Annotated in this window: 15 protein-coding genes; all 15 read left to right on the forward strand. The window is 36.2% G+C overall.

Annotated elements, in window-relative coordinates; genetic code table 11:
* The first annotated feature begins 64 nt into the window (after window positions 1-64).
* The 15 genes from AC1PU0_RS05480 to atpH all read left to right on the forward strand — a co-directional run bounded on the left by AC1PU0_RS05480 (window position 65) and on the right by atpH (window position 14,176).
* Window positions 65-421 (forward strand): DUF1827 family protein, encoded by a 357-nt coding sequence (locus AC1PU0_RS05480; RefSeq protein ID WP_069654664.1) that lies wholly within the window; start codon window positions 65-67, stop codon window positions 419-421.
* Between the two features lie 230 nt (window positions 422-651).
* On the forward strand, window positions 652-1,062 hold the full coding sequence (locus AC1PU0_RS05485; RefSeq protein ID WP_206849057.1) for a GtrA family protein: 411 nt from the start codon (window positions 652-654) through the stop codon (window positions 1,060-1,062).
* 81 nt (window positions 1,063-1,143) lie between these two features.
* The gene (locus tag AC1PU0_RS05490; protein ID WP_206849056.1) at window positions 1,144-2,616 is read left to right on the forward strand and encodes a nicotinate phosphoribosyltransferase; all 1,473 of its coding nucleotides are present in this window, start codon (window positions 1,144-1,146) and stop codon (window positions 2,614-2,616) included.
* A gap of 138 nt (window positions 2,617-2,754) precedes the next feature.
* Window positions 2,755-3,582, forward strand: a complete 828-nt coding sequence (gene nadE / locus AC1PU0_RS05495; protein ID WP_206849055.1) for an ammonia-dependent NAD(+) synthetase — start codon at window positions 2,755-2,757, stop codon at window positions 3,580-3,582.
* Between the two features lie 511 nt (window positions 3,583-4,093).
* Window positions 4,094-6,562 (forward strand): HAD-IC family P-type ATPase, encoded by a 2,469-nt coding sequence (locus AC1PU0_RS05500; protein ID WP_206849051.1) that lies wholly within the window; start codon window positions 4,094-4,096, stop codon window positions 6,560-6,562.
* A gap of 58 nt (window positions 6,563-6,620) precedes the next feature.
* Window positions 6,621-6,893, forward strand: coding sequence for a (4Fe-4S)-binding protein (locus AC1PU0_RS05505; RefSeq protein WP_069654660.1), 273 nt, complete (start codon window positions 6,621-6,623; stop codon window positions 6,891-6,893).
* Window positions 6,894-6,895: 2 nt separating this feature from the next.
* Window positions 6,896-7,171, forward strand: a complete 276-nt coding sequence (locus AC1PU0_RS05510; RefSeq protein ID WP_206849050.1) for a GNAT family N-acetyltransferase — start codon at window positions 6,896-6,898, stop codon at window positions 7,169-7,171.
* A 152-nt stretch (window positions 7,172-7,323) separates the two neighbouring features.
* The gene (gene secG / locus AC1PU0_RS05515) at window positions 7,324-7,560 is read left to right on the forward strand and encodes a preprotein translocase subunit SecG (RefSeq protein ID WP_010765524.1); all 237 of its coding nucleotides are present in this window, start codon (window positions 7,324-7,326) and stop codon (window positions 7,558-7,560) included.
* Between the two features lie 291 nt (window positions 7,561-7,851).
* Window positions 7,852-8,619 carry an alpha/beta hydrolase gene (locus AC1PU0_RS05520; RefSeq protein WP_422851646.1) on the forward strand — a complete coding sequence of 256 codons (768 nt, stop codon included), beginning with the start codon at window positions 7,852-7,854 and terminating at the stop codon, window positions 8,617-8,619.
* The gene (gene rnr / locus AC1PU0_RS05525; protein ID WP_206849048.1) at window positions 8,616-10,964 is read left to right on the forward strand and encodes a ribonuclease R; all 2,349 of its coding nucleotides are present in this window, start codon (window positions 8,616-8,618) and stop codon (window positions 10,962-10,964) included. Before AC1PU0_RS05520 ends, rnr begins: the two co-directional genes overlap by 4 nt.
* A 17-nt stretch (window positions 10,965-10,981) precedes the next feature.
* Window positions 10,982-11,446, forward strand: a complete 465-nt coding sequence (gene smpB, locus AC1PU0_RS05530; RefSeq protein WP_010765521.1) for an SsrA-binding protein SmpB — start codon at window positions 10,982-10,984, stop codon at window positions 11,444-11,446.
* Window positions 11,447-11,784: 338 nt separating this feature from the next.
* Window positions 11,785-12,501 carry a F0F1 ATP synthase subunit A gene (gene atpB / locus AC1PU0_RS05535; protein ID WP_111247976.1) on the forward strand — a complete coding sequence of 239 codons (717 nt, stop codon included), beginning with the start codon at window positions 11,785-11,787 and terminating at the stop codon, window positions 12,499-12,501.
* Between the two features lie 43 nt (window positions 12,502-12,544).
* A complete protein-coding gene (atpE, locus tag AC1PU0_RS05540; protein WP_069654656.1) occupies window positions 12,545-12,766 on the forward strand; it encodes a F0F1 ATP synthase subunit C in 222 nt (73 codons plus the stop codon).
* A 353-nt stretch (window positions 12,767-13,119) separates the two neighbouring features.
* Window positions 13,120-13,647 (forward strand): F0F1 ATP synthase subunit B, encoded by a 528-nt coding sequence (atpF, locus tag AC1PU0_RS05545; RefSeq protein WP_069654655.1) that lies wholly within the window; start codon window positions 13,120-13,122, stop codon window positions 13,645-13,647.
* Window positions 13,634-14,176: an ATP synthase F1 subunit delta gene (gene atpH / locus AC1PU0_RS05550; protein ID WP_479998770.1), complete on the forward strand. Its 543-nt coding sequence runs from the start codon at window positions 13,634-13,636 to the stop codon at window positions 14,174-14,176. Before atpF ends, atpH begins: the two co-directional genes overlap by 14 nt.
* Window positions 14,177-14,201: the final 25 nt, after the last annotated feature.

A 14,201-nucleotide genomic window follows, 5' to 3' on the forward strand; every position in this document is an offset into this window, starting at 1 on the left:
AAGAGTAAAATTTTTATGTAAAGTTATCAAGACAAACTATTAAACTTAGGAAGGAGCGGAGCAAATGAAATTAATTGAAACACCAATCAATAGAAATCTAGACTTAGAGTATTTTTATCCAAATATCACTAAGTTCGTTTTTGGTACAAAAGCGATTAAATTTTTTAAATTATATGCATTAGACCGGACTCAAATTGTCTACGCTGATGCCTTTGATAAAATCGACATCATCATGATTAACACTAAAAAGAAGATTACCAAAAAAGAAATTGATTATGTGATTAAAAAGTTGTTAAATACAACAAGAGAAGAAGTAACCGTTCATATTGGCGTTAAAAATGACATGCAACAAAAAGGATATTCTTTCAGTGCACCAAGAAAAGATATCATTGTCATTCAAAAAAATGTTGATCCGTCATAAGAAAATTTGAGACCTTGCTAAAAGTTGGACGACGGCTTTTTCAAGGTTTTTTGTTTAGTCAGAATGTGTTAAATGAACGAAAGAATAGCGTCAATCAGTTTGGTGAATGAACTTTTTTCTCTGATTATGTGAAAGTGATTGAATAATCAACGATGATAAACTAGAAAATCAGTAGGATTTCTATCTTATCTTTGATAAAATAAGGAGAAAAACGAAAGGAAGCGTGGACGTTGAAAGAATTATTTCATAAATATAAAGAAGTAATATCATATTTGGTTTTTGGTGTAGCAACAACGATAGTGAATATAGTGATTTTTTTCATCTGTAAAGATATCTTAGGGATCGACTATAAAATAAGCAATGCAATCGGCTGGTTTTTATCTGTGTTGTTCGCATTTTTCACCAATAAATATTTTGTTTTTGCGAGTAATCATGAGGATATTGGTTCTTTTATTCGAGAAATGCTATTGTTTTATTGGTATCGTATTTTGTCATTTGTCGTAGACATGGCATTAATGGTTTTAATGATCGAATGGCTGCATCTTTCAGATTTTTGGGCAAAGATGGTAACACAAGTCGCAGTTGTGGTATTGAATTACTTTTTCAGTAAGTTTTTTATCTTCAAGAAAAAACTATCTTAAAAATCAGGTTTTAGTTAAAAAGGTAGTTTTTTGATATAATAAGAATTAAAATTTAGAAAAAATAAAGGGTGGCATAATGAGATGAAGAAAGTTTATAAGGATGATAGTTTAACGTTACATACAGATTTATATCAAATCAACATGATGCAAACGTATTGGAAATTAGGCAGAGCAGATCTACATTCAGTTTTTGAATGTTATTTTCGGGAGATGCCTTTTAATCATGGGTATGCTATTTTCGCTGGCTTGGAACGCTTGGTGGATTATCTAGAAAACTTAACTTTTACAGATACAGATATCGCATATCTAAGAGACGTAGAAGAGTATCCAGAGGACTTTTTGACATACTTAAAAGAGTTTGAATTTAAATGTACTGTTCGTTCTGCATTAGAAGGTGATTTGGTTTTTAATAATGAACCACTGATTCAAGTAGAAGGTCCATTAGCGCAATGTCAATTGATTGAAACAGCTCTTTTGAATATGGTCAATTTCCAAACCTTGATTGCTACTAAAGCAGCACGCATCAAATCTGTGATCGGTGAGGATCCTTTGATGGAATTTGGGACTCGTCGCGCCCAAGAATTAGATGCGGCAGTTTGGGGAACTCGTGCCGCATACATTGGCGGAGCGGATGCGACAAGTAATGTTCGCGCTGGTAAAATTTTCGGTATTCCAGTTAGCGGTACGCATGCTCATTCCTTAGTACAATCTTATGGCAATGATTATGATGCATTTAAAGCTTATGCACAAACTCATCAAGATTGTGTCTTTTTAGTCGATACTTATGATACTTTAAAATCAGGAGTTCCAAGTGCAATCCGTGTAGCGAGGGAGATGGGGGATAAAATCAATTTCCTAGGTGTCCGTCTCGATAGTGGGGACATGGCGTATATTTCAAAACGAGTGCGTGAACAATTAGATGAAGCGGGATACACAGAGGCTAAAATCTATGCTTCAAATGACTTAGACGAAAATACGATTTTGAGTTTAAAAATGCAAAAAGCAAAAATTGACGTTTGGGGTGTTGGGACAAAATTGATCACGGCGTATGATCAACCAGCCCTAGGTGCTGTCTTTAAATTAGTGTCAATCGAAGATAAAGATGGTCAAATGAAAGACACCATCAAACTTTCCAGTAATGCTGAAAAAGTTACAACACCTGGGAAAAAACAAGTATGGCGCATTACACGTAAATCAGACAAGAAATCTGAAGGTGATTATGTGACATTATGGGATGAAGATCCTCGTGAGCAAGAGGAAATTTACATGTTCCACCCAGTACACACTTTTATCAATAAAACCGTCAGAGATTTTGAAGCGAGAGCGGTATTGCAAGATATTTTTGTTGAAGGAAAACGTGTCTATGACATGCCAACCTTAAAAGAAATCAAACGGTATGCGAAAGAAAATCTTGATTCACTTTGGGAAGAGTATAAGCGTGATCTTAACCCACAAAAATACCCAGTAGATCTATCAACAGAGTGTTGGAATCATAAAATGCGTTTACTTGAAAAAGTTCGTGTGGATGTAAAAGCATTGACTGAAGGGAAATAAACAGTATTTAACTATACAACTCAATTTTTATGAAATTAGAGAAATTGGCAATGAATCAAAGAACGTTTTAGTGGCAATTTCCGTTTTTGTTGTAGGATTAACTCGTTTGTTTCGTGTTTAAATTAGGAGGGATTTTCTATGGAGCCGTTACAGAATGTAATTATTGAAGAATTAGGCGTAAAGCCGCAAATAGATCCGCAAGAAGAAATCCGAAAAAGTATTGATTTTATGAAAAGTTATTTATATAAGTATCCGTTTTTAAAAACCTTTGTTTTAGGAATCAGCGGTGGTCAAGATTCTACGCTAGCTGGCAGACTTGCTCAGTTAACAATGAGAGAGATGCGTAATGAAACTAAGGATGAATCATATCAATTTATCGCTGTTCGTTTGCCTTATGGAGAGCAGGCTGATGAAGCGGATGCTAAAAAAGCATTAGACTTTATTGAGCCGGATGTGTCGTTACGGGTAAATATCAAACCGGCAATCGACGCAAGTGTGCTTTCCCTTAAAGAATCTGGAGTTTCAATAAATGATTTTAATAAAGGAAATATGAAAGCACGTCAACGAATGATCGTTCAATATGCAATTGCAGGAGAAAAAGCAGGTGCCGTCATTGGAACAGATCACGCGGCAGAAAATGTTACTGGTTTCTATACTAAATATGGGGATGGCGGAGCAGATATTTTACCGTTATTCCGTTTGAACAAACGTCAAGGCAAGGCATTGCTGAAAGAATTAAGCGCACCGGCTGAACTCTATACGAAAATCCCAACTGCTGATTTAGAAGATGATAAACCTTTAGTAGCTGATGAAGTAGCGCTTGGTGTCACTTATGATGATATCGACAACTACCTCGAAGGAAAAGCAGTATCAGAAAAAGCAAAAGAAAAGATTGAAAGTTGGTATAAAAAAACACAACATAAACGTCATATGCCAATTTCAATTTTTGACGATTTTTGGAAGTAAACATTAGGAAAAGAATGACTAATATTTTAGTGCGAACCTCAAGTGCACATAAAATCACTAAGGGACCCGCACCAAACTTTATGGGTGAAAAAGGCTATTTCTGTTTTTAATAGTTATGTAGATTTATTTGAGAAAATCAAGAATATGGAAAAAATATGGAAGATAATCCTATTTTTTCACAGTCTCACTCTAATATGGAGTGAGTGGATTGAAATAGAGTGGGTCAAAGGGAAATTTGTTGGAAAAGTGGGTCTCACTCTAATATGGAGTGAGTGGATTGAAATTTTAGGTTTAGACGGTTTATTGCCTTTAATTACGTCTCACTCTAATATGGATTGAAAGGAAAGACTAAAATGGAGTCTTTCCTTTTTTTACATCTAAAATCAAATTAACATGCCATCATTTTGTTCAAATGGTTAAAAAAAGTGTAAAATTAAACTAGTTATCTGAAATAGTGGATAAACTATTCTACAATTGTACTAACTAAAGGAATAAGAAGGTGATTGAAAAGATGAAAAAATTGTTTAGGAAAAAAAGAGAGATAGATAAAGTAGCGTTTTCTTCGTCTGAGGAAAACGCACCAAAAATCGATGATAGTGATATTCGGATACCAGCCGATATTAAAGGGCTGTCCAATCAAGAAGTACAACAACTTTATACTGAAGGTAAGACCAATAAAGAAGTGGAAGATCTATCTAGAACTACAAAACAAATTATTTTAGATAACTCGTTGACATTATTCAATTTTATTAACTTGTTTTTAGCAGTGGCAGTTTTTGCAGTCGGTTATCCTAAAAATGCGCTATTTTTTTGGATCATTATTATCAACACAGCAATTGGTGTTATTCAAGAGATCCATGCAAAGAAAACAATCGATAAATTGTCTATCGTAAATAAAACGGAAGTAATGGCTTTAAGAGAAAACAAGCTGGTTAAAATTTTTCAAGACGAAATTGTTTTGGGGGATGTGCTAGTCTTAACTTTAGGAAATCAAGTTCCTTCTGACGGTATCGTACTTCATGCAAATGGTATGGAGGTTGATGAATCTTTATTGACTGGGGAATCAGATAAAATCACGAAGCAAAACGGTGATAAAATCATGAGTGGAAGTTTCATTACCTCAGGGTTAGGTTTTGTAAAAATCAACGCTGTCGGCGAAGATAATTTTGTTTCTAAGTTATCCAAAGAAGCAAAAACAGAGAAACGTTCGACGTCTGAATTGATGAATTCACTCAATCTTTTGATCAAAGGATTAACCTTTGTTATTATTCCGATTGGGTTGCTATTATTCTGGTCACAATATCAATCCACTCAATCTTTTCCAAAATCCGTTTTAGGTGTTTCTGGGGCGTTGATCAGTATGATCCCAGAAGGGTTGATGCTGTTGACAAGTGTGGCATTTGCTGTCGGCGCAGCCAATTTAGCTAGAAAACAAACATTGATACAACGCTTGTCTTGTATTGAAACACTGGCGCGCGTGGACACGATTTGTTTGGATAAAACAGGAACTATTACAGATGGCACCTTAACATTTAAAGAACTGATTCCTCAAGCTGGATTTCCAGCAAGTGAAATCGAGCGTGCTATGAGCGAAATGATGGCAGGGTTATCAGATCAAAATGCTACAGCTAAAGTACTCAGAACAAGGTTTCCACTTGAAAAATCTGTGTGGAACGTCAAAGAAGTCATTCCATTTTCTTCAGATCGAAAATGGAGCGGTGTGACATTTGAAGAAAAAGGATCATTTGTTATGGGAGCACCAGAATTTATTTACTCGGACGTCCCTGAAGCGTTACGAGAAAAACTAGCGCCCTATAATGAGCAAGGAGATCGTGTCCTAATTTTGGCTCATTCTTCAGAAGAACTCACAAGTCCAACATTACCGGAAGAAAAAGAGACGGTGGCCATTTTTATCATTGCGGATACGATTCGTGAAAATGCTGTGGATACATTCTCTTATTTTGTAAAACAAGATGTAACGCTAAAAGTCATTTCAGGTGATAATCCGGTTACTGTATCACAAATAGCGAAACAAGCAGGAATCACTGGAGCAGAAAAGTTTGTTGATATGAGCACGATTCCTGATTCGGCAAACTTTAATGAATTAGTCGAAAATACGACCGTTTTTGGGCGAGTGACACCTTACCAAAAAAGAGAATTGATTCAAGCTTTGAAACAAAATGGGCATACAACATGTATGACCGGTGATGGTGTTAATGATATTCTTTCATTAAGAGAAGCAGATGTCAGTGTAGCAATGGCTAGTGGAAGTGATGCTGCTCGTGCAGTGTCTGATGTGGTATTATTGAATTCTGATTTTAGTTCAATGATTCAAGTGTTGAATGAAGGTCGTAGAGTGATCAATAACATTGAACGAGTTGCTTCAATGTATATGGTAAAAACAATCTATTCTGCGATTCTTGCAGTAACATTTATCTTTTTATTCTTGCCATATCCATTTGCGCCGTTACAATTAACACCAATCAACACCTTAACCGTTGGAATCCCATCGTTTATTTTAGCATTAGAGCCGAATTATCAGCGAATCAAAGGCCATTTTTTAACCAATATATTGCGAATTTCGGTTCCAGGAGCACTGACAGTAGTTTTTAATATTTTAGTATTGCAACTTGCTGGAATGTGGTTTAATTTATCACATCAAGATGTATCTACAATGTGTGTGCTGTTGACAGGATGTATCGGTTTTCAAGTGTTACTTAGAGCTGCTCGGCCATTGGATTTGAAAAAACAAATCATGATTGGGCTTTTATTGGTCGCATTTCTTGCGTGTTTCTTATTCTTTGGTGATTTCTTTATGTTGACATCACTCTTTACAAGAAATGTTCTTTTCTATCTACCACTGATTCTAGGTAGCCGTTCTATCTTTAACTATATCTCCTTATTTATGACAAGAGCGATATATGAAGTTGAGAAAAGGAAAGAAAATAGAAGAATCAAGAAGAAAAAAAGGGTCATTTAAGACAACATTTTTACGAAAGAACGAATTGGTTTCTTTCAGAAAAAAAGGAGGAACTATCATGGATGGTAGCAAAATAAAGGATAAACCAGTAACAGAAGAAATGCTTTTAGCCCAAGGCTATCGTAAATATTTAGGAGAAGAGCTGGATATTTATTATAGTAAAGATATTTGCGCTCATATTGGGAACTGTGTTTTGGGTAATCCAGATGTTTTTGAAGTAGGGCGCAGACCGTGGATCATTGCTGACAATGCTGGTATTGAAGAAAATATTCGTGTAATCAATACCTGTCCAAGTGGCGCCTTAAAATACATTCGAAAGGATGGAAAATAAAGATGGAAATCAGAGAAGAACAAGAACGTTTTGTATTGTTAAATGACGATAACAAAGAAATCGGTGAAATGACATGGTCAAATGCCGGAGATAAAATGATGATCATTGATCACACGTTTGTAGACCCAGCTTATAGAGGTCAAAAGTTAGCCGAGAAGTTAGTCTTCAAAGGAGTAGAGAAAGCGCGTCGTGAAGGAAAGAAAATCATTCCGCTATGTCCATTTGCCAAAAAAGAGTTTGATGAGAAAACTGAGTACCATGATGTTCTAAGAACATAGAAAATGTGATCTGTACTGAAAGAAGAAGTACAGATCGTTTTTTCATACAATTTAGATGAAAAAATCAAAGGAATTCAAATTGAACTGGTATTTGAATTAAAAATATGCTAAAGTATAATAGATGTATTTTGTGAATAAGGGAGAATTAGACTATGTATAATTTTATTTTAACACTTGTAATCATTCTATCAGTAGTGATGGTTATTGCCGTTATGATGCAACCAAGTAAACAAAACAGTGCAGCAAGTGCTTTTACAGGTGGCGCAGATAAACTTTTCGGTAAACAAAAAGCACGTGGATTTGAAGCTGTTATGCAACGCGCAACAGCAATTATTGGTGCTGTTTGGATGTTACTATTATTTATTTTAGTATTATTATCATCAAAGTAAGACCTTTGAAGAGGTTGGGACAGAAGTGTTGAACTCCGAGAAATAAGAAGGAATTTACGAAAATTGCTCTTCAAATTTTTGTGAATTTCGGCTTATTTCCGAAGGAGTTGCTTCTGCGCCCACCGTTTATTCGGTTACTAAGAGCCTGAAACATAACCTTTTTAGTTATGTCCTAGGCTCTTTTTTCTTTGATTAAAAAATGGATGCGAGCTCTGAAAAGTTCTTGCAAGAACGTTCTTTTCACAAGGTTTTCAACGAATAATGTGCTAAAATGAGAATGAGGTGAATCAGATAGTGAAAACAATAAGTCTACCTAAACCATTATTTACGCAAAATGGTTCCCGTGCAGTGTTACTGTTGCACGCTTATTCAGGAAGTAGTAACGATGTTCGGATGTTGAGCCGTTTTTTAGAGAAAGAAAATTATACCGTATATTCTCCTAATTTTTCTGGGCACGCAACCATGGCACCAGAGGATATTTTGGAAAAAAATACGAATGATTGGTGGCAAGATACACGAGATGCCGTGCAGTTTTTAAAAGATAAAGGGTACCAGCAAATTGCTGTCTTTGGTCTTTCAATGGGTGGTATTTTTACGATGAGTGCATTGACAAGCCAAGTAGAAGGCATTATCGGTGGAGGCTTTTTCTGCTCACCCATTTTCCCAGTCAAAAATAAGGTGCCAGAAAATTTTGTCCTTTACGCTGACAAGGTGCTAAAAACAGCTGGTGTCTTAGCGGAAGAACGAACAGAACGAATGGTTAAAATCAAAGATGCATCATTCGCTCAATTAAAAGACATTCAATCTTTTTCAGAACGAACAGCAAATAATCTGGGACAAGTTAAAGTTCCTGTTTTTATGGCTCAAGCTGGAAGTGATGAAATGATTGACCCACATGGGGTCTATCAGACAGCTCAAGCGTTGACCCAAACACGATTTACATTAAACTGGTATCCAAATAGCGGACATGTGCTGACAATTGGACCAGATCATAAACAATTAGAACAAGACGTGATGGCATTTTTAAGTACATTGTCTTGGAATGAGGAGAAAGAATGACAAAACAAACTATCAAGGAAAGAATCCTATCTTTTATGGAAAACCATACAAAAAAAAGCTTTTCCATGGAAGAAATTGCAGAAGGCTTGCAACTGCAAAAGAGCTCAGATTTTAAGCTGTTGGTTCAAACTGTTGCAACAATGGAACGCGAAAAATTAGTAGAATTCAATAAAAAAGGAAAAATTCGTTTACCGCAAAAAAATGGAGATATCGAAGGGACGTTTCGTGCGAATGAACGAGGGTTTGGGTTTGTGACCATCGACCCTGAAGAAGCAGATGTCTATATTCCAAAAGAAGCTGTTAACTTTGCAATGGATGGCGATATTGTTGTCATCGACATCGTCCAGCCAGCAGATGCTTTTTCAGATCGAGGGGCTGAAGGAAAAATAGTAGAAATCAAAACACGTGCAATCACACAAGTCGTTGGCGAATTTGTCGCTTATGATGAAAAAGAAGTAAGCGAATCAGATCTATATGGATATGCTGTGCCCAAAGATAAAAAAATGACAGGTTTAACGTTTAATATTGCAGCACAAGGAATCAAACCTGTTGATGGTAGTATCGTGATTGTAGAAGTGACCCACTATCCTGAAAAAGAATACCCGAAGAGTTTAGAAGGGATCGTTAAAAAAGTAGTCGGTCACAAAAATGATCCAGGCATGGATATTTTGTCGATTGTCGTAGCTCATGGTATTCCAACAAGTTTTCCTGATGAAGTAATCGCTGAAGCAGACCAAGTACCAGACACTATTTCAGAAGCGGATATGGAAGGTCGCAGAGATTTACGTGATCAAATGATCGTCACGATTGATGGGGAAGACGCTAAAGATTTAGATGATGCAGTGACAGTCCGTAAATTAGAAAACGGCAATTATTTCTTAGGCGTGCATATTGCAGATGTTTCTTATTATGTCACTGAAGGCAGCGAATTGGATCAAGAAGCATATGAACGAGGAACGAGTGTTTATTTAACTGATCGAGTAGTACCGATGATTCCACAACGTCTGTCTAATGGTATTTGCTCACTGAATCCTAATGTGCCAAGACTTACAATGAGCTGTGAGATGGAGATAACGCCTGAAGGACATGTTGTCAATCATGATATCTTCCAAAGTGTGATTCAAACGACTGAACGAATGACCTATACGGCTGTCAATGAAATGTTAGAAGAACAAAAGCCAGAAACAATGAAACGTTATAAAAAGTTAGTAACGATGTTTAACGAAATGGGCGAACTACATCAAATTCTTGAGCAAATGCGAGAAAAACGTGGAGCAATTTCATTTGAGGATCGTGAAGCTAAAGTCTTAGTGGACCCACAAGGTCATCCCCATGACATTTTACTGCGTACACGTGGCGTTGGAGAACGTTTGATTGAATCTTTTATGTTAGCAGCGAATGAAACAGTTGCTAAGCACTTCAATGAATTGAAATTACCATTTATTTATCGGATCCACGAACAACCAAAAGAAGAAAAAATGCAGCGATTCTTCGATTTTGCAGCGGTATTAGGTATTTTAGTTAAAGGAACCAAGACGGATATTACACCAAAAGACTTACAAAGAGTCTTAGAACAAGTCGCTGACAAACCAGAAGAAGCAGTCATCAATACAATGTTACTTCGGAGCATGCAACAAGCACGATACTCAGAAGATAACTATGGTCACTATGGTTTAGCAGCAGAATACTATACGCACTTTACGTCACCAATCCGTCGTTACCCGGATTTGATCGTTCATCGCTTGATCCGTAGTTATGAGGGGAAAGTCTCTGAAAAACGAAAAGAAAAATGGGCGCAAGACTTACCAGATATTGCCGACCACAGTTCAAGAATGGAACGCCGAGCAGTTGAAACAGAACGTGAAGTTGACTCAATGAAAAAAGCTGAATTTATGGCTGATAAAATTGGTGAAGAATATGACGGTATTATTAGTTCAGTGACGCGTTTTGGTTTGTTTGTAGAATTAGCGAATACAATCGAAGGCTTAATCCACGTCAATAATTTAAAGCAGGACTATTTCCATTTCATTGAAAACCACATGGCTCTTGTCGGGGAACGAACAGGAATGACCTTAAAAATCGGTCAAAAAGTTAAAGTCAAAGTAGACAAAGCCGATCCTGAAACCAGAGAAATCGATTTTGAATTTTTAGAAGCAGAAGAAGTCGAAAAAATTGAAGCACCAAAACAAAAGAAACGCCAAGATGGTCGCCGAAAACGCACGTTTGATCGCAAAGAGACAGATAAGAAACCTTTTGCGCAAAAGAAAAACAAGAAAAAAGGCAAAAAACCATTTTATAAAGAAGTAGCGAAAAAGAAAAAGACGAAAAAACAGAAGAAAAAATAGAAAACGGAGGAATGGGTATGCCAAAAGGGGAAGGCAAGCTGATTGCCCAAAATCGTAAAGCAAGGCATGACTATACTGTTGTTGATACAATGGAAGCTGGAATTGTGCTACAAGGAACAGAAATAAAATCAATTCGAAACGGGCGAATCAATTTAAAAGATGGTTTTGCCAGAATTAGAAATGGCGAAGCATATCTGCTCAATGTTCACATCAGTCCTTATGAGCAGGGAAACATTTTCAACCATGATCCTTTACGGACCAGAAAATTATTACTGCACAAAAAGCAAATAGCTAAACTAATTGCTGAAACAAAAAATACCGGAATCACGATCGTTCCATTAAAAGTTTATATCCGCAATGGGTATGCTAAAGTGTTGATCGGTCTAGCCAAAGGGAAAAAACAATACGATAAACGAGAAGATTTGAAACGAAAAGAAATCAATCGTGAAATAAGCAGAACACTAAAAAATAATTTACGTTAATGTATCTATATTGATTTATTTTTTGAATAAAATGACATCATTTTAAACTTGATTTTATTCTTTTTCGCATATTTATTTTCTTTGCTTTATCTTAGGTGTAAAATTTGGTAGAGTGTAATGGAAATGATGAGTTTTCATCGTTTTTTCAGTAACTGACTATTGTACCGCCAAGTACTAACTGGACCTTATTCTTTTACTATTTTGTCATATTAAAAGAAGTGTCCAATTTTCATGAAATTCTTTTGAAATTATTCATCGTTGGTGGTATGATACGTGTGGTTAAGAAATAGAAGCCTTGTAAGCTTCTCGCAAGTTTGTTGGAAAAGAGGTGAAATAATTTGGAAGAGAAGACACTACTCTTCAAGATTGGGCCAATTTGGTTTGACGGAACGATTTGTTTAATGGTTCTGTTAACATGTGTCATTGTCTTTGGGATAGTATATTTCTGCACAAGGAATATTCAAATGAAACCAAAAGGCAAACAAAATGTAATTGAGTATGCTATTGATTTTGTTCGAGGAATCATTACCGACAATATGCCAAGTAAAGAAGTAACAAATTTTCACCTACTAGCATTCACGATGTTCATGTTCGTTTTGGTTGCGAATATCATTGGTTTAGTGACAAAAGTCGCTATCGGTGATTATACGTATTGGAAGAGTCCAACAGCCGATCCGATGGTTACGTTGACATTAGCATTGATCATGATTGCATTAACACATTTCTTCAGTGTTAGCCGTTTTGGACTAAAAGGATATTTCAGAAATAGTTTTTTAAGCCCAGTATCTTTTTTAATGCCAATTAAGCTAATGGAAGAATTTACGAACTTGCTTACTTTGGCGCTACGTTTATACGGAAATATTTTTGCCGGTGAAGTATTACTTGGATTGATTGCAGGACTTGTATCTAGTGTAGGACTCTGGACGATTCCGCTCGCAATACCATTAGAAATGATCTGGTTAGCCTTTTCACTTTTTATCGGTGCGATTCAAGCATTTATATTCGTAACACTATCAATGGTTTACATGGCTCACAAAGTTGAAGTCGAAGAATAAACACTAAATAAAAAAACAACTATTTCTTAGGAGGAAAACAAAAATGGACGGATTAAATTATATTGCAGCAGCAATCGCAGTTTTCGGAGCAGCAGTCGGAGCAGCGTATGGTAACGGAAAAGTTATCTCAAAAACAATCGAATCAATGACACGCCAACCAGAAATGGCTGGACAACTTAGAACAACAATGTTTATCGGGGTAGCCCTAATCGAAGCGGTTCCTATTCTAGGTGTAGTTATTGCATTGCTATTAGTGCTTAAATAATCCCTTTAGAAGGCAGGACGCTGAGTTTTTAAAACGCCACGCGTTACTGCTTTCTTTGCTGCGAATCACAGCGACTGCCTTCGGCAGAGCTGATGATGAGCAGTACTTGGCGAACGAAGTGAGAGAAGTAACCTATAAAAAAGAAACACCAAGCTTTTCCAAAAACAAAGAAGATTGCCAAAAACATCAGGCTTACTTCAAAGTTCTAACCAAAAGGCAGAGCTGATGATGAACAGTAACCTATTTTAAAAGAAATACCAATTTTCACTAAAATAAGGTGGACTAAACTATGCTATACAAAAAATAGTAGCCAACCACCACAGAGAATTGCAGAGAAAGGAAGTTGAAACTTCATGCTAGATCATTTAGTAATCGGTGAAGCAGGACCAAGTACAACAATTGGCACAATGATTGTCGTAAGTGGCGCTTTTCTAATTTTGATGCTTTTAATCAAGAAATTCGCTTGGGAAGCAATCACTGATATGTTAAAAAAACGTGAAGATAAAATTGCCAACGATTTAGATTCTGCAGAACAATCTCGAATCGCAGCTGCTAAACTACAAGAAGAACGTCAACAAAAACTACTTTCTTCTAAATCAGAAGCAGCAGAAATTATCAAACATGCGAAAGAGAATGGAGACCAAAACCGTCAAAAAATCTTAGCAGAAACCAATGATGAAGTTTCACGTTTACGAGAAAAAGCGCGTCTCGACATTTCTCAAGAGCATGAAGAAGCATTGGCATCTGTTAAAGATGAAGTAGCGAGTTTGTCTTTACAAATTGCAGAGAAAATTTTAAACAAAGAATTGACACCAGATGCACATGATTCATTGATCAATTCTTATATTGAAGGTTTAGGTAAGTCAAATGAAGCTAGATAAGTACACAGTGGGTAAACGCTACGGTAAAGCTTTGTTTGAATTGGCAATTGAAAAACAAGAAGCCAACAGCATTTATCAAGACTTATTAAAACTTAGAGAAATTTTTCACGAAGTTCCAGAATTAGGCGATATTTTAAGCGATGTACGTCTTGAACCATACGAAAAAGATGAAATCATGAAACAATTAGTTAGCGGGTTTGAAGGAACAATAGAAAACTTCTTATACGTTGTTTATAACTATAGTCGTATGAATGATTTATTATTGATGATCGATGAGTATGAAAGACGTTATGATGAACATAAGAGCTTGCTTTTAGGCACAGCTTTGACGGCAGTTCCATTAACCAAAGAACAACATCAACTGATGGAAGAAAAAGCAGCAAAACTTTTAGGGTACGAACAAGCTAATTTAATCAATCTAATCGATCCTGAAATCGTTGGCGGAGTCATCATAGAAGCCAATTATAAAGTCATCGACGGTAGTATCCACAAACAATTACAACGAATCCAAGAATTGTTATTAAAATAACGTTCAGCACAATAAAGAGGTGAAT

This window comes from Enterococcus sp. XAF26B05_ASV22 (genome assembly GCF_056727285.1).

Excerpts from the sequence above, each read along its gene's own strand:
- atpE (WP_069654656.1), top strand. The coding sequence starts at position 12,545 with ATGGACGGATTAAATTATATTGCAGCAGCAATCGCAGTTTTCGGAGCA.
- atpF (WP_069654655.1), top strand. The coding sequence starts at position 13,120 with ATGCTAGATCATTTAGTAATCGGTGAAGCAGGACCAAGTACAACAATT.
- rnr (WP_206849048.1), top strand. The coding sequence starts at position 8,616 with ATGACAAAACAAACTATCAAGGAAAGAATCCTATCTTTTATGGAAAAC.
- AC1PU0_RS05480 (WP_069654664.1), top strand. The coding sequence starts at position 65 with ATGAAATTAATTGAAACACCAATCAATAGAAATCTAGACTTAGAGTAT.
- nadE (WP_206849055.1), top strand. The coding sequence starts at position 2,755 with ATGGAGCCGTTACAGAATGTAATTATTGAAGAATTAGGCGTAAAGCCG.
- AC1PU0_RS05510 (WP_206849050.1), top strand. The coding sequence starts at position 6,896 with ATGGAAATCAGAGAAGAACAAGAACGTTTTGTATTGTTAAATGACGAT.
- AC1PU0_RS05490 (WP_206849056.1), top strand. The coding sequence starts at position 1,144 with ATGAAGAAAGTTTATAAGGATGATAGTTTAACGTTACATACAGATTTA.
- AC1PU0_RS05505 (WP_069654660.1), top strand. The coding sequence starts at position 6,621 with ATGGATGGTAGCAAAATAAAGGATAAACCAGTAACAGAAGAAATGCTT.
- AC1PU0_RS05500 (WP_206849051.1), top strand. The coding sequence starts at position 4,094 with ATGAAAAAATTGTTTAGGAAAAAAAGAGAGATAGATAAAGTAGCGTTT.
- smpB (WP_010765521.1), top strand. The coding sequence starts at position 10,982 with ATGCCAAAAGGGGAAGGCAAGCTGATTGCCCAAAATCGTAAAGCAAGG.
- secG (WP_010765524.1), top strand. The coding sequence starts at position 7,324 with ATGTATAATTTTATTTTAACACTTGTAATCATTCTATCAGTAGTGATG.
- atpH (WP_479998770.1), top strand. The coding sequence starts at position 13,634 with ATGAAGCTAGATAAGTACACAGTGGGTAAACGCTACGGTAAAGCTTTG.